The 20,372-nt window shown below is 69.8% G+C and carries 16 protein-coding genes; 7 read left to right on the forward strand and 9 right to left on the reverse strand.

From position 1 onward, the window contains the following. Nucleotides 1-74: 74 nt before the first annotated feature. The 3 genes from ACFYP5_RS19075 to ACFYP5_RS19085 all read right to left on the reverse strand — a co-directional run bounded on the left by ACFYP5_RS19075 (nucleotide 75) and on the right by ACFYP5_RS19085 (nucleotide 3,823). On the reverse strand, nucleotides 75-1,136 hold the full coding sequence (locus ACFYP5_RS19075; protein WP_389037140.1) for a DNA-3-methyladenine glycosylase family protein: 1,062 nt from the start codon (nucleotides 1,134-1,136) through the stop codon (nucleotides 75-77). A gap of 57 nt (nucleotides 1,137-1,193) precedes the next feature. Further along, the gene (locus ACFYP5_RS19080; RefSeq protein ID WP_389037143.1) at nucleotides 1,194-2,285 is read right to left on the reverse strand and encodes a sugar phosphate nucleotidyltransferase; all 1,092 of its coding nucleotides are present in this window, start codon (nucleotides 2,283-2,285) and stop codon (nucleotides 1,194-1,196) included. A gap of 128 nt (nucleotides 2,286-2,413) precedes the next feature. Beyond that, the gene (locus ACFYP5_RS19085) at nucleotides 2,414-3,823 is read right to left on the reverse strand and encodes a peptidoglycan recognition protein (RefSeq protein WP_389037146.1); all 1,410 of its coding nucleotides are present in this window, start codon (nucleotides 3,821-3,823) and stop codon (nucleotides 2,414-2,416) included. A 138-nt stretch (nucleotides 3,824-3,961) separates the two neighbouring features. Between ACFYP5_RS19085 and ACFYP5_RS19090 the strand changes: the two genes are divergently transcribed. The 4 genes from ACFYP5_RS19090 (at nucleotide 3,962) to ACFYP5_RS19105 (ending at nucleotide 9,990) form a co-directional block, all read left to right on the forward strand. Then, the gene (locus tag ACFYP5_RS19090) at nucleotides 3,962-4,714 is read left to right on the forward strand and encodes a TIGR03089 family protein (RefSeq protein ID WP_389037148.1); all 753 of its coding nucleotides are present in this window, start codon (nucleotides 3,962-3,964) and stop codon (nucleotides 4,712-4,714) included. Nucleotides 4,715-4,962: 248 nt separating this feature from the next. Further along, nucleotides 4,963-6,267, forward strand: coding sequence for an LCP family protein (locus ACFYP5_RS19095; RefSeq protein ID WP_389037151.1), 1,305 nt, complete (start codon nucleotides 4,963-4,965; stop codon nucleotides 6,265-6,267). 224 nt (nucleotides 6,268-6,491) lie between these two features. After that, nucleotides 6,492-8,252 (forward strand): LCP family protein, encoded by a 1,761-nt coding sequence (locus ACFYP5_RS19100; RefSeq protein ID WP_389037154.1) that lies wholly within the window; start codon nucleotides 6,492-6,494, stop codon nucleotides 8,250-8,252. 49 nt (nucleotides 8,253-8,301) lie between these two features. Continuing rightward, a complete protein-coding gene (locus tag ACFYP5_RS19105) occupies nucleotides 8,302-9,990 on the forward strand; it encodes an LCP family protein (protein ID WP_389037157.1) in 1,689 nt (562 codons plus the stop codon). Nucleotides 9,991-10,087: 97 nt separating this feature from the next. Here the strand turns inward: ACFYP5_RS19105 and ACFYP5_RS19110 are convergent, their stop codons facing one another. Beyond that, the gene (locus ACFYP5_RS19110; protein WP_389037159.1) at nucleotides 10,088-11,110 is read right to left on the reverse strand and encodes a glycosyltransferase family 2 protein; all 1,023 of its coding nucleotides are present in this window, start codon (nucleotides 11,108-11,110) and stop codon (nucleotides 10,088-10,090) included. Nucleotides 11,111-11,384: 274 nt separating this feature from the next. Between ACFYP5_RS19110 and ACFYP5_RS19115 the strand changes: the two genes are divergently transcribed. Next, entirely contained in the window at nucleotides 11,385-12,746 is a 1,362-nt protein-coding gene (locus tag ACFYP5_RS19115) for an LCP family protein (RefSeq protein WP_389037161.1), read from the forward strand. An 80-nt stretch (nucleotides 12,747-12,826) separates the two neighbouring features. Here the strand turns inward: ACFYP5_RS19115 and ACFYP5_RS19120 are convergent, their stop codons facing one another. After that, a complete protein-coding gene (locus tag ACFYP5_RS19120) occupies nucleotides 12,827-13,378 on the reverse strand; it encodes an acyl-CoA thioesterase (RefSeq protein WP_030977033.1) in 552 nt (183 codons plus the stop codon). Nucleotides 13,379-13,497: 119 nt separating this feature from the next. On the opposite strand from ACFYP5_RS19120, the gene ACFYP5_RS19125 reads away from it, so the two are divergent. Continuing rightward, nucleotides 13,498-14,814, forward strand: coding sequence for an LCP family protein (locus ACFYP5_RS19125; RefSeq protein ID WP_389037164.1), 1,317 nt, complete (start codon nucleotides 13,498-13,500; stop codon nucleotides 14,812-14,814). A 92-nt stretch (nucleotides 14,815-14,906) separates the two neighbouring features. Here ACFYP5_RS19125 and ACFYP5_RS19130 read toward each other — a convergent pair whose 3' ends face one another. The 3 genes from ACFYP5_RS19130 to ACFYP5_RS19140 all read right to left on the reverse strand — a co-directional run bounded on the left by ACFYP5_RS19130 (nucleotide 14,907) and on the right by ACFYP5_RS19140 (nucleotide 17,500). After that, nucleotides 14,907-15,713, reverse strand: a complete 807-nt coding sequence (locus tag ACFYP5_RS19130) for a class I SAM-dependent methyltransferase (protein WP_389037166.1) — start codon at nucleotides 15,711-15,713, stop codon at nucleotides 14,907-14,909. Next, nucleotides 15,710-16,186 (reverse strand): hypothetical protein, encoded by a 477-nt coding sequence (locus tag ACFYP5_RS19135; RefSeq protein WP_389037169.1) that lies wholly within the window; start codon nucleotides 16,184-16,186, stop codon nucleotides 15,710-15,712. The genes ACFYP5_RS19130 and ACFYP5_RS19135 overlap by 4 nt, the downstream gene beginning before the upstream one ends. Nucleotides 16,187-16,342: 156 nt before the next feature. Next, nucleotides 16,343-17,500 (reverse strand): acyl-CoA dehydrogenase, encoded by a 1,158-nt coding sequence (locus tag ACFYP5_RS19140; RefSeq protein ID WP_093776593.1) that lies wholly within the window; start codon nucleotides 17,498-17,500, stop codon nucleotides 16,343-16,345. Between the two features lie 189 nt (nucleotides 17,501-17,689). Between ACFYP5_RS19140 and ACFYP5_RS19145 the strand changes: the two genes are divergently transcribed. Then, the gene (locus ACFYP5_RS19145; protein ID WP_389037172.1) at nucleotides 17,690-19,033 is read left to right on the forward strand and encodes a UDP-glucose dehydrogenase family protein; all 1,344 of its coding nucleotides are present in this window, start codon (nucleotides 17,690-17,692) and stop codon (nucleotides 19,031-19,033) included. A 97-nt stretch (nucleotides 19,034-19,130) separates the two neighbouring features. Here ACFYP5_RS19145 and ACFYP5_RS19150 read toward each other — a convergent pair whose 3' ends face one another. Then, complete coding sequence (locus ACFYP5_RS19150; RefSeq protein WP_389037175.1) at nucleotides 19,131-20,372, reverse strand: dipeptidase; 1,242 nt, start codon at nucleotides 20,370-20,372, stop codon at nucleotides 19,131-19,133.

Genomic DNA, 20,372 nt, shown 5'->3' on the forward strand with positions numbered 1-20,372 from the left:
CCGAGCTCCCCCCTCGGTCGCCGGACGGGCTTGAAATCGCCGCGCTCGTCCCGAGCGGCTCGGCGGGCCGTGGCTCACAGGCGGGCGATGTCGCCCCTCGTCATGCGGGGAGCTCGGCGCGATGGGGTGTGGCCCGAGAGCAGGATCAGGCGGGTGGCCCGATGGCGTTGGCCCTCGTAGGGGGCGAGCAGGGTCAGCATCTCCGCGTCGTCGGCGTTCCTGTTGCCTGCCAGGGCGTGGCCGATGATGCCGGGGAGGTGGAGGTCGCCCACCGTGACCGCGTCGGCGGCGCCGTTGGCTCGCTGGAGCGTCTCCGCGGAGGTCCAGGGGCCGATGCCGGGGATCAGTTCGAGCCGCGCGGTGGCCTCCGGGAGGGGCATCGTGGCCGCTTCCTCCAGCCGTCGGGCCACGCGTACCGCGCGCAGGATCGTGGCCGACCGCTTGGCGTCCACGCCCGCGCGGTGCCATTCCCAGGACGGGATCAGCGACCAGGTGCGCGGGTCCGGCATCACATGCAGGCCGTGCGTGGTGAACAGGGTGGCCGCAGGGCCGGGGGCCGGGGTGCCATAGGTCCGGACCAGAAGTCGCCAGGCGCGGTAGGCCTCGTCGGTGGTGACCTTCTGTTCCAGGATCGACGGGATCAGAGACTCCAGCACCAGACCCGTGCGCAGCAGCCGCAGTCCGGGGCGGCGATGCTGGGCCGCGGCGACCAGACGGTGGCGCGGACGGAATGCCTCCGGTTCATCCTCCGCACCGAGCAGGGTCGGTAGCTGGTCCAGAAGCCATGAGGCGCCGGGACCCCAGGCCGTCGCCGCGATCCGGCCGCCCCGGTCGGTGAGGTGCAGCGCGCCGGGGCCGGCCGGGGTGCGGGTCGCCCGCCAGACCGAGCCGTCCCGGTCGACACGGAACGTCGGATCGGCGGGGCCGCGGCGCAGTGGGGCGAGGACGAGGCGCAGGTCCAGCGGGCCGGGTGGGGTCCACTCCCGGGTCAGTGCCTCGGGTGCCTGTTGTGCCCCGGATGCCTGTTGTGCCTCCGGTCGGCGCAATGCCCCCGGTGCCTGCGGTGCCCCGTCCGCTGCGGCCTGGCGCGGGACGGACCTGCTAGGGGCGCTGCGGGGGGCGAATCGTCCTGCCACGGGTGAGGTCCTCGGTCGTCGGGGATACCTATTGAGCGTACGCGCCGCGGAGGCCCGTCATTCGTCCGACGAGAAACGCACGGACGCGTCGGGCAGTGTCGCCCCGCACCAGATGCGGACGCCGTCGCGCAGTTCGTTGTCGGCGCCGACCTGTGCGCCGTCGCCGACGACCGCGCCCGCCAGCACCGTACGACTGCCTATCCTGGCACCGGCTCCGACCAGGGAGTCCGTGATCACGGCGCCGGGTTCGACGACCGCGCCGGCCAGCACCGCGGAGCCGTCGATCCGGACGCCCGCGCCGATCAGGGCGCCTTCGCCGATGACCGTGCCGCCGCTGAGTTTGGCGTCGGCTGCGACGGAGGCCGTCGGCAGCACGAGCCGGTCGCCGCACCGCCCGGGGACGGCCGGGGACGGGGCCCGGCCGAGAACCAGGTCGGCGGAGCCGCGTACGAACGCCTGCGGGGTACCGAGGTCCAGCCAGTACGTGGAGTCCACCATGCCCTGGAGATGCGCACCGGAGGCGAGCAGTCCCGGGAAGGTCTCGCGCTCCACGGAGACCGGGCGGTCGGCCGGGATGGTGTCGATGACCGACCGGCGGAAGATGTACGCCCCCGCGTTGATCTGGTCGGTGACGATCTCTTCGGGCGTCTGCGGCTTCTCCAGGAACGCGGTGACCCTGCCGGTGTCGTCCGTCGGTACGAGACCGAAGGCGCGCGGGTCCTCGACCCGGGTGAGGTGGAGCGAGACGTCCGCCCCGGACGTGGCGTGCGAGGTGACCAGCGCCCGGATGTCGAGGCCGGTGAGGATGTCGCCGTTGAAGATGAGGACGGGTTCGTCCGGTCCGGAGACGAGACGGGACGCCACATTGCGGATGGCTCCGCCGGTGCCGAGCGGTTCGTGTTCGGTGACGTACTCGATGTGGAGGCCGAGTGACGAACCGTCGCCGAAGTACGGCTCGAAGACCTCCGCCAGGTACGACGTGGCGAGGACGATGTGCTCCACCCCGGCGGCCCTCGCCCGCGCCAGCTGGTGCGTCAGGAACGGGACGCCGGCTGCCGGAACCATCGGCTTCGGAGTGTGCACCGTGAGCGGGCGCAGTCGAGTGCCTTTGCCACCGACCAGGAGAATCGCTTCTTTTGCCTCTGTCACAGCACTGTCTCTGCTTCCTGCTGGGGCCGGGCCTCGTTTCGGCTGGCCAGTGTAAGCAGACCGGTCGGATCTCCCCGGTCGGCGGCCCGGCCGACGGTCCGGCACTCCAGCCGGCGCCGCACGGGCCGTCAGCGGCCTTGCAGGTGGGCGGAGCTGGTCCGGGCCGAGCCGAGCTTCTTGTAGAGACGGGTTCCAGGGCATTCGGTCACGAAGCCGTCCCGATGCCCGGAGATGACGTTGAGTTTGACCTTTGTTCCCTTCTTGAACCGGTTTCCACCGCCTGACACGAGGGTGGTTCTGGAGCTCGGGTTGGCGCCGAACAAACCGAGTTTCCAGGCGGTGAGCTTCGCGATGGCGTTCACCGCGGCGGCGGGCGGGTCGGACGTGGTGAAGGTACCGAGCACGGCGATGCCCATGCTGTCGGTGTTGAAACCGAGGGTGTGCGCCCCCTGGACCGCCTTCGTCACGCCCCCGGCGCGTCCTTCGTAGATGGTTCCGCACTTGTCGACGGCGAAGTTGTAGCCGATGTCGCGCCAGCCACTGCTCTTGACGTGGTAGCGGTAGATACCGCGAAGGACCGACGGCGCCTGGGAGCACGTGTACTTGTTGCCCGTGGCGCTGTGGTGGATGAAAGCGGCCTTGACGCTCTTCGTGTACGCGAAGTCCTTCTCGCGGAGCTTCTCGTCGGCTCCCCATCCCTTGCGGGTGATGATGGTCGGGCGGGGGCCGATATACGGCTTGCTGCCCGGCGCGACACCGGCCTCGGCCTCACTCTCCGCCTCGGTCCGCGCCTTGCTCAGTGCGGGCAGGACGCGGCCTTGGCCGGATGCCTGGAGGGAGGTCTGGGCGGATGTGGCGAAGCGGCCGCCGCTGCCGGACACGAGGCCCGCGAACTCGGCACCTGCGGCTTCGAAGTCGCCTTCGCCGGTGCCGGCCACGGGCGACTGCTGCGGGTCCTCGCCGGGGTCGACGAGTTCGAGCCGCAGCCCTTCGGGCAGCGGAACGCGGGCGGTGGCCCGGTCGTGGTCGTCGGACGCCTCCGGGATGACCCGGACCTCGACGCCGTCGCAGTTGCCGACCCAGAGCGGGGCGGTGGAGCCGCGGACCGTCCCGGAGTCGCGCTCGGCGCTCCCGGGATCGGCGGCGTGCTCGGCATTGTGGGTCTCCAGGTCCTGCCAGTCGGACCAACTGTCGGAGCCGATGGCGCGGGTGCGGACCTCGACGGCGCCGTGGAGTTCGGCGTCGGCGTCGTCCCAGACGACGCCAACCAGTGAGAAGGGGTGGACGTCGCGACGAGGCAGACCTTGTACGGCGCCGGCCTCGGCGGTGCCGCTGGGGGCGTCGGTCGCCCGCATGGACGCGTCGGGCAGTGGCGACAGCGGCAGGGACTGCGTCGACCCGGGCACTCCGGCGGGATCGGCGGCCTCGGTCGCTGCGGTGGCGGAGGTGTCGGGGGCGGCGCCCGCGGGCGCGGCGTTGGGCAGCACAAGGGCTGCCGAACAGGTGACACCAATGGCAGATGTGATGAAGGCACGCATACGACCGATAGTGACCACAATGCGACAACGACGGCTACCGGGGTATCTCTGGACAATTGACGGGCCGTCTGCCGAACCGGTGTACCCGATGCCTGTGGCATCCGGCCCCGTCCGGCACCGCCGCGTACCCTTGCGCGGATGAACGCCAGCGACCGCACCCCTGCCGACCTGCTGCGTTCCGCGCTCGCCGCGGACCCGGCCCGCCCCATGGTCACTTTCTACGACGACGCCACCGGAGAACGGGTCGAACTGTCGGTGGCCACCTTCGCCAATTGGGTGGCCAAGACCGCCAACCTGCTGCAGGGCGACCTGGCCGCGGAACCCGGCGACCGTCTCGCCCTCCTGCTGCCCGCGCACTGGCAGTCCGCGGTCTGGCTGCTCGCCTGTTCCTCGGTCGGCGTCGTCGTCGATGTGCAGGGCGACCCCGCCGCCGCCGACCTCGTCGTCACCGGCCCGGACACACTGGACGCCGCGCGCGCCTGTCGCGGCGAACGGATCGCTCTGGCCCTGCGCCCGCTGGGCGGCCGGTTCCCGCAGCCCCCCGAAGGTTTCGCGGACTACGCCGTGGAGGTGCCGAGCCAGGGCGACCGGTTCGCGCCGTACGCACCGGTGGACCCGGACGCGCCCGCGCTGACCGTCGGCGGACTCGGGCTGACGTCGGCGCAACTGGTCGCGCGCGCCCGCGAGGACGCCGGGGAGTTGGGGCTGACGCCCGGATCGCGGCTGCTGACGGGGCGCACGTACGACAGCTGGGACGGGCTCAGCGCCGGGCTCTTCGCCCCGCTGGCCGCCGGCGCCTCCGTGGTCCTGTGCCGGCATCTGGGACAGCTGGACGGGGACGGACTCGCCAAGCGCGTCGAGAGCGAGCGGGTCACCAACACCGCGGTGTGACAAGCCCCCTGACGGCCACTCGTCCGGCCCACAGCGGGCCGAGTCCCCGGGCCTGCGCATCAACTCCGGTACATCATCGGCGGTACAGACCACTCGGGCCCTGGGTCTTCCGTCCTGACCGGGCCGGGCCCCGCGAGCCCGGCCCGGTCAGGACGTGATTCCCGAGCACAACCAAGCGTGAGGTTCAGCCGTCTACTCCTGCGACCGGCGGCCCAGCGCGCCGCCGAACGTGAAGGATGGACGCAGACGTGACCGAAAGCGCCGGCACGCCGGCCGACCCCGACCGCTCGGCCGCGGACCAGGACGGGCACAACGACGAGTCGCAGGGCAGGGACGAGTCTCAGGGCGAGGGCAGGTCTCGGGGCGACGGCGGCTCTCAGGACGGGCTGGATGGCGAAGGCCGCCCTGACGAGCCACTCGACTCGGACGTCGCCGCCAGGCGCAGGCACCGCTGGCTGCGTTGGACTGCGCTCGCCGCGTCGATCTTCGTCCTGATCGCCGCAGGCGGCGGCTGGTGGCTGTACCGGAAGCTCGACAGCAACATCAGGACCGACACATCCGCGGCCGCCGAACTGAAGGTGTACGAAAAGGAACGCCCCGTGTCCGTCGTGCACGACGCGGAGAACATCCTGCTCATCGGTTCCGACAGCCGCGCCGGCGACAACCGCAAGTACGGCCGCTCCTACGGCAGCACCCAGCGCTCCGACACCACGATCCTGCTGCACCTCGCCGCGGACCGGAAGAGCGCCACGGCCATGTCCATCCCGCGCGACCTGATGACGGAAATCCCCAGTTGTCACCAAGCGGACGGAAAGCCCACCAGGAAACAATTCGCCCAATTCAACTGGGCCTTCCAATTCGGCGGCACCGCCTGCACGATCCGCACGGTCGAGCGGATGACGGGCATTCGCATCGACCACCACATGGTCGTCGACTTCAATGGCTTCAAGGACATGGTCGACGCGGTGCACGGTGTCGAGATCTGCCTCAAGGAGCCGGTCGACGACTCGGACGCGCACCTGAAGCTCCGCGCGGGCCGCCAGAAGCTCGACGGCGAGGAAGCACTGGGGTACGTACGGGCCCGCAAGTCCATCGGCAACGGCAGCGACACCGACCGAATGGAACGCCAGCAGCGATTCCTCGGGGCACTGGTGAACAAGATGCAGAGCAACGGTGTCCTGCTCAACCCGACCCGGCTCTATCCGGTGCTGGACGCGGCCACCAAGTCGCTGACCACGGACCCGGGCCTGGACAGCCTCAAGGACCTGTACGAGCTGGTGCGCGGCATGCGCAACGTACCGACCAAAAAGGTGCAATTCCTTACAGTTCCACGACAGCCGTACGCTGCCGATCCGAACCGGGACGAACTTGTCCAACCCGAGGCCGACAAGCTCTTCAAGCGACTGCGCGACGACGCCCCTGTCGCAGTGGTCCCGGCGGATGAACTGAAACGCAGAAAGGGCAAGAACTCGGACGGCGCGGACTCCCGGAGCCCGACGCCCACACCCACCTATTCAGGCAGCAATGCGGCCACCGACCCATGTGAGCAGTAAAGCAATTCCCAAGTAGGCACCATCAATCGGAGCGTAATGAGCAGTATGACCGGTTGTAAGTGCCGTGGAATGTGTCACGCCCGTCGCTTGACAGCGAACCGGGCGGATAGTGTGACGCGATCCGGTGCTTCCGACCTTCAGGTCGCGCACTGCTGGAGCGAAAGATCGAGCGCCTCTCGGGGGGAAGGCGCCTCGCGTGGCACCGACGGAGGACTCAAACAACCGTGGATGCGCAAAGCCGTGGGCGGGCGGACGAAATCGACCCCGCAGACCAGTGGGTCCTCAACCCGCAGACCGGCGATTACGAATTGCGACTGCCTCAATCCGGAGGGGATTCATACCGCACGCCGAGTGCGCCGGGTCCGCGTGGTTCCGGGCGCAGAGGCACGGCGCATGAGGGCGGCGGCGAGCGCAGAAGCGGTGGACGGAACGGCGAGGGCCGGGGACCGGTGCCCGAGCAGCGTGGTCGCCGTGCCAATGGCCCGCGTGGCCCGGAGGGTTCCGGTCCCGACTCCGCCGGTCGGCGCAAGCGCAAGCAGCCGAAGGGCCGCCGCAAGAAGGCGCTGCTCTGGACGGGCGGCGTGATGGCCTTCGTGCTGGTCGGCCTGTCGGTGGGCGGGTACGCGCTGTACCAGCACTTCAACGGCAACCTGAACTCCGTGGACATCGGCGACGCCGGCAACAAGGACGTCATCACCGCCAACGCACCCCTCAACATATTGATCATCGGCACCGACAAGCGGACCGGTAAGGGCAATGAGGGGTACGGCGACAAGAGCAGCCCCGGCCACGCCGACACCAACATCCTCTTCCACGTCTCCAAGGACCGGACCAACGCCACGGCGCTGAGCATCCCCCGCGACCTGATCACCGACATCCCGGACTGCACCACCAAGCAGCCGGACGGTTCGGACAAGGTCATCCCGGGCACCCAGAACATCCGGTTCAACGTCAGCCTCGGCCAGGAAGGCCGCGACCCGGGCTGCACCATGCGTACGGTCGAGGAGATCACCGGCGTGAAGCCCGACCACTTCATGATGGTCGACTTCAACGCGGTCAAGGAGCTGACCACTGCGGTCGGCGGCGTCAAGGTGTGCCTGGCCCACCCGGTCAAGGACCCCGACTCGCACCTCGACCTCCCGGCAGGCGAGAGCAAGATCCAGGGCGAGGACGCGCTGGCGTTCGTACGGACCCGGCACAGCTTCGGCAATCAGAGCGACCTGGACCGGATCAAGGTCCAGCAGCAGTTCCTCGGCTCGATGATCCGGCAGATGAAGTCGGACGACACACTGACCAGTCCGACGAAGATGTACAGCCTGGCGGACGCGGCGACCAAGGCGCTGACGGTCGACAAGGGCATCGGCTCGATAAAGAAGCTGACCGCGCTCGCCAAGGAGCTCGGCAAGATCGACACCAAGAACATCACCTTCGTGACGGCCCCGGTCATAGACAACCCGGCCGAGAAGGTCCATGCCACGGTGGTGCTCAACGAGGCCAAGTCCGACCCGCTGTTCCAGATGATGCGCGAGGACACCTCGCTGACCGAGGTGAAGAAGCAGAAGCAGGCCGCCAAGAGCAAGCAGGACGCGCTGCTCAAGGGCACCAAGGCCGCTGCCGCCGACGTACGCGTCGACGTCCTCAACGGTGGCGACCGGGCGGGCGCCGCTCAGGAGACGGTCACCTGGCTCCAGAACGAGCAGGGCGTACTCAAGTCGACGAACAAGGCCAACGCCCCGGAGAAGATCGCCAAGACGACGCTCGAGTACGCACCGAACCAGGCCGACCAGGCCCGGGCACTGGCCGCCATGATGGGGCTGCCCGGCTCGGCCCTGAAGAAGGGCACCACGGACGCCGAGGGGCTCCAGGCGATGGTCCTGACACTGGGGGCGGACTTCAAGGGCGCAGGTGTGCCTGTCACCGGACCGGCAAAGGTGCCGGACGACATACCGCTGGCAAACGCCGACAAGGCAGTGTGCGCAAAGTGACACGGGGTCACTGCGCCATTCCAAGAGTCTGAGCAGCAGGGGGGACCTGGTGGGACGGAGCAGCACACCCGGGGAGGGAACGCGACCACGCGTCCGGCACGCCGGACAACTCGGCTGGGACGACGGCCTGTACGACGACGGCCCGTCGGCCGGCCCTGAGGGCGGGCCCGACAGCGGCGCCGGGGACCGGGACCGCCCGGACCCCGGCCGCGCCGGGCGGCGCCGCGGCCGGCCGCACCGGCACGGCAAGCGCGGCAAACGCCGCATACTGCGCTGGATCGCCTGGGTTCTCGTGGTGGCGATACTCGGCGCCGGCGCCGCCGGCTATCTCTGGTACGAGCACCTGAACAGCAATCTCCGCAAGGGGCACCGCAGCGCCGGGAACAGCGCGGCGAAGAAGACCGCCCCGAACGCCGCGGGCCAGACCCCGCTGAACATCCTGCTGATCGGCTCGGACAGCCGTAATTCCAAGGAGAACCTCAAGCTCGGCGGCTCGAAGGCGAGCGTCGGTGCGAAGCCGCTGGCCGATGTGCAGATGCTCCTCCACGTGTCGGCCGACCGGAAGAACGCCTCGGTGATCAGCGTTCCGCGTGATACGCGCGTCGACATCCCGAAGTGCGTGGACCCCGACACCGGCCACGAGTCCCCGGCCACCAACACGCTCATCAACGAGTCGCTGGGCCGCGGCGGCCCCGGCTGCACGCTGGACACCTGGGAGCAGCTGACCGGCGTCTACATCGACCACTGGGTGATGGTCGACTTCGCCGGGGTGGTCGCCATGGCGGACGCCGTGGGCGGCGCCGATGTGTGCGTCAAGAACAACGTCTACGACATCCCCAAGCCCAACGTTCCGGGCGGCTCCTATCTGAAGCTGACCGAGGGCACGCACAAGATCAAGGGCAAGAAGGCACTGCAGTGGCTGCGTACCCGCCATGCCTTCGAGAGCGACATCGGCCGCGCCAAGGCCCAGCACATGTACCTGAACTCGGTCATCCGTGAGCTGAAGAACCAGAACGCGTTCACCGACACCGGGCGGCTGATGGACCTCGCCGAGACGGCGACCAAGTCGCTCCAGGTCTCGGAGGAGATCGGCTCGGTCAAGAAGCTGTTCGACCTCGGTATGCAGCTCAAGGGCGTACCGATGGACAAGATCAACATGTTGACGATGCCACGGATCGCGGATCCGGAGGACGACAACCACGTGCTGCCGAAGCCGGTCGCCGCCGACAAGCTCTGGGCGCTGCTGCGGGACGACGAGTCGCTCGACCCGAAGGACCGCAAGACGTCCGGGAAGAAGGACAAGGGGCCGGCCGCGGCCGCGCCTGCTTCCCTCGAGGTGACGGTGGTCAACGGCACCGGAGCCGACGGGCAGGTGCCGACCGGCGGCCGCGCCACAGCCGTCCAGGACATCCTCCGGTCCGAGGGCTTCACCAAGGCCGCCGCCTCGACCGTCCCGGGATCCGCGCTGAGCACCACGGTGACCTACCCGAAGGACTCCGGTGCCCAGGGCAAGTCGGACGCGCTGTCGATCGCCGAGGCCCTGGGGATGCCGACCAGCGCGGTCAAGGTGTCGACGGATGTCGAGGCGCTGACCCTCACGGTCGGCTCGGACTGGCGGACGGGACAGACGTACCCCAAGAAGGCCGCTGACGACGACGACCCTCTGAAGGGGACCGAGGCGGTCAACGGGTCGGAGGAGGACGCCTGCATGGACGTCTACTGGCCGTACCGGTTCTAGCCGGGGCGACCGACGGACAGGGGCGCCGACCGTTCTCCGGGGAGAGCGGACGGCGCCCCTGTCCGTATCCGTGCCGGATCGGCGTGCCCGCGCCGGATCAGACCGTCTGCCGCCCGACCGCCGGGCGGCGGCCGGCCATGACCTTCTTGGCCAGTGAGCGCGGGCTGGTCAGGAAGCCGTAGCCCCAGGACATGTGCATGGTGGCCAGCGCCACCGGGATCTGTGCCCGGGCCTTCAGCGGCAGGCCCTTGCCCGCCGGGAGGGACCCGGCGACTATGGCCGCGGCGTAACCGGCCGGGACGACGAAGGCCCACGGGGTGACGGCCGCGCCGACGACGATGCCCGCCGCGATCGCGCAGACGGCGGTCGGCGGGGCCAGGTAACGCAGGTTGATCGAACCGGCGTGGTAGCGGGCGACGACGTGGCGCCAGCGACCGTAGTCCTTGTACTGCTTGGCGAGGGCCTTCACCGAGGGACGCGGCCGGTACTGCACCTTCAGCTCCGGCGAGAACCAGATCAGCCCGCCCGCCTCGCGGATCCGGAAGTTCAGCTCCCAGTCCTGGGCGCGGATGAACTCCACGTTGTAGCCGTCCGCCTTCTCCAGCGCCTCGCGGCGGAAGACGCCCAGGTAGACGGTCTCGGCCGGGCCCGCCTGGCCGCCGGTGTGGAAGGCCGCGTTGCCGACACCGATCCTCGACGTCATGGCCGCGGCGACGGCGTCCTCCCAGGCGTTCTCGCCCTCGGCGTGCATGATGCCGCCGACGTTCTGCGCGCCGGTCTCCTCCAGGAGGCGGACGGCGGTCGCGATGTAGTTCGGCGAGAGCATGCCGTGACCGTCGACCCGCACCACGATGGGGTGCGAGGAGGCCATTATCGCGGCGTTGAGCGCGGCCGGGGTGCGGCCGGTCGGGTTCGGCACCGTGTGCACCCGGGAGTCCTCGCGTACGAGCTCGGCGGCGATCTCGTCCGTACGGTCCGTGGACGGGCCGAGCGCGATCACGACCTCCATCTCGCCGGCGTACTCCTGCTCGAGGATGTGCCGGACGGAGTTCCTGAGATGGCGTTCCTCATTGAGCACCGGCATGATCACGGAGACGGCGGGGCACTGCGCGGCAGACATGTGGTCCTCGGGGGGTCCTCGGGGGCGCCGGGGGTTCGCACCCCAGGAGGCGGCGTTATTCGGCCGCCACGTTACCGCGAATGAGGGACACGGGCGCGCGCCACCGGGTCGCGTCCCGGAGTGCTGATCGTATGGACCTACTGTGCGAACGGTCCCCCATGCACCGCGGAGGTCCCCCGTGCCCACACCGCACAGTTCCCCCCGTCCGCCGCGCCGCCACGCCACTCCCCCGCAGCGTAGATCGAGAAAGCAGGACGAGCGGCCCCGCTGGGGCATGCGAATGGCGACCAGTCTGTCCGTGCTGGTGCTCGGGGCAGGCGGGATCGGTCATGCGGTCGTGACCGGCCTGGAGACCGGGATCGACCGGGTCGACCCGTTCAAGGACATGAAGAACCGGCCGCGGGCCGGCAACGGCATGAATCTGCTGCTCGTCGGCACCGACGGCCGCGACAAGGTCGGCCGGGAGGAGAAGCGGAAGTACCGGCTGGGCGGTGCACCCTGCCACTGCACCGACACGATCATGCTGGTGCACCTGTCGGCGGACAGGGAACGCGCGACCATCGTCTCGCTGCCACGCGACACCTACACCGAGCTCCCCGAGCACCGGGACCCGGCCAGCGGCGCCGAGCGCGCCGCCCATGCGGTGAAGCTGAACGCCGCTTATGCGGAGGGCGGCCCGAGTCTGACCGTCCGGACCGTCGAGCGCATGACGGGTGTCAAGGTCGACCACTACCTGGAGGTCGACTTCAGCAGCTTCATGAAGGCGGTGGACACCCTCGGCGGGGTGCAGATCTGCACGGCCCGGCCGATGAAGGACTCGTACACCGGTCTCGATCTCGCCGCGGGCACCCACTGGCTGGACGGCGGGCAGGCGCTTCGCTACGTGCGCTCACGCCATATCGACGCGGCCGCCGACCTGGGCCGGATGCAGCGCCAGCAGACGTTCCTCGCGTCGCTGATCAAGCGGGCGACCAGCAGCGGTGTGCTGATGAACCCGGTGAAGTTCCGGGACGTCGCGTCGACGATGCTCCGCTCGGTCCGGGCCGACCGGGGGTTCGGTACGGACCAGTTGCTGGATCTCGGCCAGGCGATGCGCGGCTTCACCCCGGCGTCGTCCGAGTTCGCCTCCGTACCGATCAGCGATCCCTCCTTCCCGGTCAAGGGCATCGGCTCGACGGTCAAATGGGACCCGGCGAAGTCGCAGAAGCTCTTCGAGGCACTGCGCGAGGACAAGCCGCTGGCATCGAAGCGACCCAAGCCGATGGCGAAGCCGGTCGATGTCGCACCGGGTGAGATCCGGGTCCAGGTCTACAACGGGACCGTGCAGGACGGGCTGGGAAAAAGGGTCGACGACGCACTGCGCGCCACCGGCTTCGTCACGACACGGGCCCCGCTCAACGCGGAGCCGCGCAGCCTCAAACACACCCTGGTCGAGTACGACCCGCGCTGGGACCGGTCGGCGAAGTCGCTGGCGGCAGCGCTGCCGGGGGCCGAACTGCGGGCGGTGACGGGGCAGGGCAAGACGATGAAGGTGACCGCGGGCGAGAGCTTCGGCAAGGTGGAGCGGGTACAGGCCGAGGTGAGGCACCGGGGCGAGTTCGGCACGGTCACGGGCGACCAGGTGGTGTGCCCGTAGGGGCGGTGCCGCGTGCCGGGCGATGTCCTGGAGGACGGCGGCCACCAGGTACCCGCCCACACCCGACCCGGGGCCTGCCGTCAGTCGACGTCGATGCCGTCCGCGATGCGCTTCTCACGCAGTTCCTTGATCGCGCGGCGCCGGGCGAGGCGGTGCGTACGCCGGATCTGCGCCTCCTGGTAGCGCCGCTTGTCGCGCTCCGTCTCCGGGATCACAGGCGGTACGGGGCGCGGCTTGCCGTCCCCGTCGACCGCCGCGAACACCAGGTACGCGCTGCCGACCTGCTGGGCGGGGGTCGATTCGTTCCACCGCTCGGCCATGACCCGGACGCCGACCTCCATCGAGGAACGCCCGGTCCAGTTCACCTGCGCGCGGACGTGAACAAGGTCACCGACGCGGACCGGCTCCAGGAAGACCATCTCGTCCATCGATGCCGTCACCGCGGGGCCGCCGGAGTGCCGGCCGGCCACGGCGCCCGCCGCGTCGTCGACGAGTTTCATGATCACGCCACCGTGCACGGTACCCAGCAGGTTGGTGTCACTGCCGGTCATGATGTGGCTGAGGGTGGTCCGGGAGGCCGCGGTCGGCTTGCCCGGAATATCGCCCTCCGGGCGCGGGGCCTGATCTGTCATGCCGTCCACCATATGCGGGGGCCATGCGGCGCGGACATTGCATCAGCTTGGCAACAGCCCCGGCCCGATATCTCACACCCCCTGTAATACCGACAGGTCCGGCCTGCACACTGGTCCACATGAGCGACAGGCCCGGTGGATGGACCGACGACAACCGCGACGACCGCTACGGACAGGGCAGTGAGAGCGCCCAGCCCGAAGGTGCCCGTGTGATGCGGCACGTCCAGCGGCACCCCGCACCGCCGCAGCAGCGCCCGGCGCCGCCGCGGCAGTATCCGCCGCAGCAGTATCCGGCGCCGCCGCAGCAGCGCCGTCCGGAGCCGCCGCGGTACTCCGACGGCTATGACGACAACGCTGGGTACGGCAACGGTTACAGCGACGGTCAGGTCTACGGCGGCGGCAACGGCGGCGGCCGGGGTTACGGCGGCGGTGACGGCGGTTACGTCCAGGGCCGGCCCGCACCGGACTGGCGCCGTCGAATAAAGATCGGCGCGCTGACCCTCGTGGTCGTGGTGCTGGCCGTCTCCATCGGCACGTACTTCTGGGCCGACTCCAAGCTCAAGCGTGAGGTCGACCTCTCCAAGGTGATCGAGCGTCCCGGCGAGGGCGACGGCACCAACTATCTGATCGTCGGTTCCGACAGCCGCGCGGGCATGACGGCCGAGGACAAGAAGAGGCTCCACACCGGCTCGGCCGAGGGCAAGCGGACCGACTCGATGATGATCCTGCACGACGGTGCGAACGGCCCGACGCTGGTCTCGCTGCCGCGTGACTCGAACGTCGAGATCCCCTCGTACAAGGGCTCCGACTCAGGCAAGCTCTACCCGGGCCGCGGCCGCTTCACCAAGCTGAACGCCGCCTACGCGGAGGACGGACCCGAACTGCTGGTCCGTACCGTCGAGTTCAACACCGGGCTGCACATCGACCACTACGTCGAGATCGGGTTCGGCGGCTTCGCCAAGATCGTGGACGCGATCGGCGGCGTGGAGCTCGACATCCCCAAGGCGTTCAAGGACAAGTACTCCGGCGCCGACTTCCAGGCGGGCAAGCAGACCCTCGACGGCCAGCAGGCCCTCGCCTTCGTCCGCACCCGCCACGCGTTCACGTCCGACCTGGACCGCACGAAGAACCAGCAGAAGTTCCTCGCGGCGCTGGCGAGCCAGACGGCGACGCCGTCCACGATCCTCAATCCGTTCAAGCTGTACCCGACGATGGGCGCCGGTCTCGACACCCTGGTCGTCGACAAGGACATGTCGCTGTGGAACCTGGGCAACATGTTCTTGGCGATGAAGGGCGTCACGGGCGGTGACGGCACGTCGATGAACATGCCGATCTCGGGCAGCATCAACGGAAATTTGGTCTGGGACAAGGCCAAGGTCAAGCAGCTGGTGCAGCAGCTCAACAACGACGAGAAGGTCACCGTCTCCGGCAACTGACGGCGGACAGGGGCGGGGCCCGGACGGTTCGCCGACCGGGCCCCGCCGCATGCCACGGGCGTGACCACGCGGGCGACCGCGGCGCACCGCCGCTACACGCTCCCCCGCGCCAGCAGCGCCACATGCGGCAGCGCCAGATCGCCGTCCTCCGCGGCGAATTCGGCGCACAGCACGTCGTACTCCCGCTTGGCCGCGGCCACTCCCTCCGGCCCGCCGCTGTTGACCAACTGCCCGATGGCGGCGACCCCGGACGCGGGTCCGGCCCACCAGTCCTCCGCGCCCACGTGGTGATCCCAGGCGAGGGCCTCGGTCCGTACGTCTCCGAGGCCGGCCGCGGACATCAGCGCGGCCAGACCTTCCCGGGTGCGCGGGAAATCGTGCTCGGCGTCGACCGTGGCCAGCCACCGCGGGCGGGTCAGCCCCACCGCCTGCGCGGCCCGTCCCACCAGTGCCTGCCCGGCGGCGTTGGGCACCTGCCAGATGGTGACCGCGACCAGGCCGCCCGGACGGGTGACCCGGCGCAGTTCCTCGATGGCGGCCTCCGGACGGCCCACGTGGTTGAGCACGAAGTTCGCCACGACCGCGTCGAACTCGCCGTTCTGGTAAGGAAGTTCGGGCAGTCGGCCGAGTCGGACACCGACTCCGGGCGCGGCCCGGCGGGTCGCCTCCACCATGCCGGGTTCGGCGTCCACGGCCTGTACGGCCGCACCGCGCCCGACGGCTGCCACCGTCACGCTGCCACTGCCGCAGCCCACATCGAGCACCCGTGTCCCGGTACCGACCCCGGCGGCGTCCAGCAGCGCGGGCACGGGGTGAGCGCAGAGGCCCGCGAAGGTGCGCGCGTAGGCCTCGGCGCGGCCGTCCCAGATACGTCGCTCACTCAGATCGAACGCGGTCACCGCACACCTTCCGCAGGTCCCTGCGGTTCGAGCTCGTCCAGGTCCTCGTACAGCGCACCCAGAATCCGCCCCGTGGGCTCGCCCTGCGGGGACAGTTCCGCCAGGCGCCAGCCGGGCAACTGTTCCTCGACGTCAGGCGGAAGATGGCCGTCCGTCGGATCGGCCAGGCTGTAGAGCAGACCGAACGCGGTCTCCTTCGCCACCTCCCGGGCTATCTCGCCCAGTTCACCCGGGGTCAGCCCGAGCCGCACCGCCCGCTCGACGGCGCCGCCCGCGAGGCCCTCCTTCCGGTACACCTCGACCCAGTCGGGTGCCGCCGAGCTCCAGGCGTCGATGTCCTGCCAGACCTTGCGCAGGAACCGGTAGCGGGCGAGCTGCGGAATGTTCTCCTCGACTTCTGAGTCGGCCCAGCCCGTTGCGTCGTCGGCCCCCAGCGCTTCGAACAGGCCGGTTAGCTTGTCGATGTCGGTCATGGACAGGGAAGTTACGCCATCGCGAGCCACCGCTCCCTCGGCGTTCACGAACCCGCTGTGCCACGGAGACGCGACCGGCCCCCGGCAGGAGGCCGGGGGCCGGTCGATGGTCGCAATCCGTTCAGAACGGACGCCGGGCCGGGAGAACCCACCTGGTTACGGAAGGTTCCGCGCCATGACTATGCGCTGGACCTGGTTCGTGCCCTCGTAGATCTGCGTGATCTTGGCGTCGCGCATCATCCGCTCCACCGGGTAGTCCCGGGTGTAGCCGTAGCCGCCGAGCAGCTGGACCGCGTCCGTGGTGATCTCCATCGCGACGTCGGAGGCGAAGCACTTGGCCGCGGCGCCGAAGAAGGTCAGGTCGCCGTCGAGGCGCTCGGACTTGGCGGCGGCCGAGTAGGTGAGCTGGCGGGCCGCCTCCAGCTTCATCGCCATGTCGGCGAGCATGAACTGGACGCCCTGGAAGTCGCCGATCGGCTTGCCGAACTGCTTGCGCTCCTGGACGTAACCCTTGGCGTAGTCGAGGGCGCCCTGCGCGATGCCGAGGGCCTGGGCCGCGATCGTGATGCGGGTGTGGTCCAGGGTCTTCATCGCCGTGGCGAAGCCGGTGCCCTCCTCGCCGATCATGCGGTCGGCGGGGATCCGGACGTTGTCGAAGTAGACCTCGCGGGTCGGGGAACCCTTGATGCCGAGCTTCTTCTCCGGGGCGCCGAAGGAGACGCCCTCGTCCGACTTCTCGACGACGAACGCCGAAATGCCCTTGGAGCGCTTGGTCGGGTCGGTGACAGCCATCACCGTGTAGTACTCGGAGACGCCCGCGTTGGTGATCCAGCGCTTCACGCCGTTGAGGACCCAGAAGTCGCCGTCGCGGACGGCCTTGGTCTTCATGCCGGCGGCGTCGGAGCCCGCGTCGGGCTCGGAGAGGCAGTACGAGAACATCGCGTCGCCCTTGGCGAGCGGGCCCAGGTACTTCTTCTTCAGCGCCTCGGAGCCGGAGAGGATCACCGGGAGCGAGCCGAGCTTGTTCACGGCCGGGATCAGGGAGGAGGAGGCGCAGACGCGGGCCACCTCCTCGATCACGATCACGGTGGCGAGGGCGTCGGCACCGGCGCCGCCGTACTCCTCGGGGACGTGCACGGCCTGCAGGTCGGAGGCGACCAGGGCGTCCAGCGCCTCCTGCGGGAAGCGGGCCTCCTCGTCGACCGCCGCCGCGAACGGGGCGATCTTCGCCTCGGCGAGCGCACGGACCGTCTCGCGGAGCATGTCGTGCTCCTCGGCCGGACGGTACAGGTCGAAATCGGTGGAACCCGCCAAGACTCTCACTCCCCAGGGATGCTAACTACCGTTAAGTAACCCAATTTTAGGCGCCATGCCCCGCAAAGACCTATGCGAGCCGTACGTGAGCTACGCGACAGGGGTCCGCAAGACCGGTAAAACAGGGCGTCAGGGGGCACGACTATGCTCGTTCACCGCACGTCCGTCCGCATCTCCCAGGAGCACTTCATGGCCCTCAGGATCACTGTGATCGGCACCGGCTACCTCGGCGCCACCCACGCCGCGGCCATGGCGGAGCTCGGCTTCGAAGTGCTCGGGCTCGATGTCGTGCCCGAGAAGATCGAGATGCTGAGCGCCGGCAAGGTCCCGATGTACGAGCCGGGTCTGGAGGAGCTGCTCCGCAAGCACGTCGCGGGCATCGAGGGATCCACCGGCCGGCTGCGGTTCACCACCTCGTGGGAAGAGGTAGGTGCCTTCGGTGATGTGCACTTCGTCTGTGTGAACACCCCGCAGAAGCACGGCGAGTACGCCTGCGACATGTCCTATGTGGACAGCGCCTTCGAGTCGCTGGCGGCGCAGCTGACCCGGCCCACCCTGGTCGTCGGGAAGTCGACCGTGCCGGTGGGCTCCGCGGCCCGGCTCGCGGCGCGGCTGGCCGAGCTGGCGCCCGTGGGTACGGACGCGGAGCTGGCCTGGAACCCGGAGTTCCTGCGCGAGGGCTTCGCCGTGAAGGACACCCTGCACCCCGACCGGATCGTCGTCGGTGTGGAGAGCGAGCGGGCCGAGAAGCTGCTGCGCGAGGTGTACGCGGTTCCGGTCGTGGAGGGGTCGCCCTTCGTGGTGACGGACTTCCCGACCGCCGAGCTGGTGAAGACCGCCGCGAACTCGTTCCTGGCGACCAAGATCTCGTTCATCAACGCCATGGCGGAGGTCTGCGAGGCAGCCGACGGTGATGTGAAGAAGCTCGCCGAGGCGATCGGCCACGACGAGCGGATCGGCAACAAGTTCCTGCGGGCCGGGATCGGCTTCGGCGGCGGCTGTCTGCCCAAGGACATCCGCGCGTTCATGGCGCGCGCCGGTGAGCTGGGCGCGGACCAGGCGCTGACGTTTCTCCGCGAGGTCGACTCGATCAACATGCGGCGCCGCGGCCACATGGTGGAGCTGGCCCGGGAGGCCGTGGGCGGCGACTCGTTCCTCGGCAAGCGGGTGGGCGTGCTGGGTGCGACGTTCAAGCCGGACTCGGACGACGTACGCGACTCGCCCGCGCTGAACGTGGCCGGGCAGATCCACCTCCAGGGCGGCCAGGTCACCGTGTACGACCCGAAGGGCATGGACAACGCCCGGCGGCTCTTCCCGACGCTCGGGTACGCGGAGTCGGCACTGGACGCCGTACGCGGCGCGGATGTGGTGCTGCACCTGACGGAGTGGCACGAGTTCCGTGAGCTGGACGCTGTGGCGCTGGGCGAGGCCGCGGCACACCGCATCATTCTGGACGGCCGAAACGCGCTGGACAGTACGGTGTGGCGCGAGGCGGGCTGGACGTACCGGGCGATGGGCCGGCCCCGGGCCTGAGCCGCTGGTTCATGAGCCGGCCGCCGAGGGCCGGTCCGCCCCGAGCCGTTGAGGGCCCGAGCCGCCTCCCTTGGAGCGCTCGGGCCGTTCGCCTTTCTCAGCCCTCGGGAGCGTCGAGCACCTCGATGGTGGCGTGGGACGGACCGCGCCGCGTACGCAGCTCGCGGGCGACGTCCTCCGCGTCGCGCAGCACCCGTACCGCGTTGCGCCAGGTGAGCTTGGCGAGGTCGGTGGCGGACCAGCCGCGGCCCAGGAGTTCCGCGATCAGGTTCGGGTAACCCGAGACGTCCTCCAGGCCGGCGGGGAGGAACGCGGTGCCGTCGTAGTCGCCGCCGATACCGATGTGGTCGATCCCGGCGACCTCACGCATGTGGTCGAGGTGGTCGGCGATCGTCGCCACCGTGGCCATCGGGCGCGGGTTGGCCGCCTCGAACGCGGCGTGGATCTTCATCGCCTGCGGGGTGGTGTCGAGATGGTGCAGGCCGTGGGCGCGCATGTTCTCGTCCGCGTCCCGGGTCCAGGCGACGGCGGCAGGCAGGACGAACTTCGGTACGAAGGTCGCCATGGCGATGCCGCCGTTGGCCGGGAGCTGCGCGAGGACGTCGTCGGGGATGTTGCGCGGATGGTCGCAGACCGCCCGTGCCGAGGAGTGCGAGAACATCACCGGCGCCGTGGAGGTCGCGAGCGCGTCGCGCATCGTCGTGGCCGCGACATGCGAGAGGTCGACGAGCATGCCGGTGCGGTTCATCTCCCGTACGACCTCGTGGCCGAACGGGGAGAGCCCGCCGACGCCCGGTTCGTCGGTCGCCGAGTCCGCCCACGCGATGTTGTCGTTGTGGGTCAGCGTCATGTAGCGGACGCCGAGGGTGTGCAGGGCCCGCAGGGTGCCCAGCGAGTTGTTGATGGAGTGGCCGCCCTCGGCGCCCATCAGGGAGGCGATACGGCCCTCGGCGCGGGCCGCCTCCATGTCGTCGGCGGTCAGGGCACGCCGCAGGTCGGCGCGGTGGCGGTCCAGCAGCTCGGCGACCACGTCGATCTGCTCGAGGGTGGCGCTGACGGCGGTGTCACCGGCCATGTCGGACCGCACGTAGACGGACCAGAACTGGGCGCCGACGCCACCGGCGCGCAGCCGTCGGATGTCGGTGTGGAGGTGGGCGGACTGGTCGGTGGCGATGTCCCGGGCGTCCAGGTCGTAGCCGACCTGCTCCCGCAGTGCCCAGGGCAGGTCGTTGTGGCCGTCGACGACGGGGTACTCGGCAAGCAGTTCCCCGGCCCGGGTGAGCCGTTCCGCGCTGCGGTCGGCCGTGTGGTCCGCGATGCTGTCGGCGCTGTGATCCAT

The sequence above is a fragment of the Streptomyces sp. NPDC005262 genome, assembly GCF_042872425.1.
Classification (GTDB): domain Bacteria; phylum Actinomycetota; class Actinomycetes; order Streptomycetales; family Streptomycetaceae; genus Streptomyces.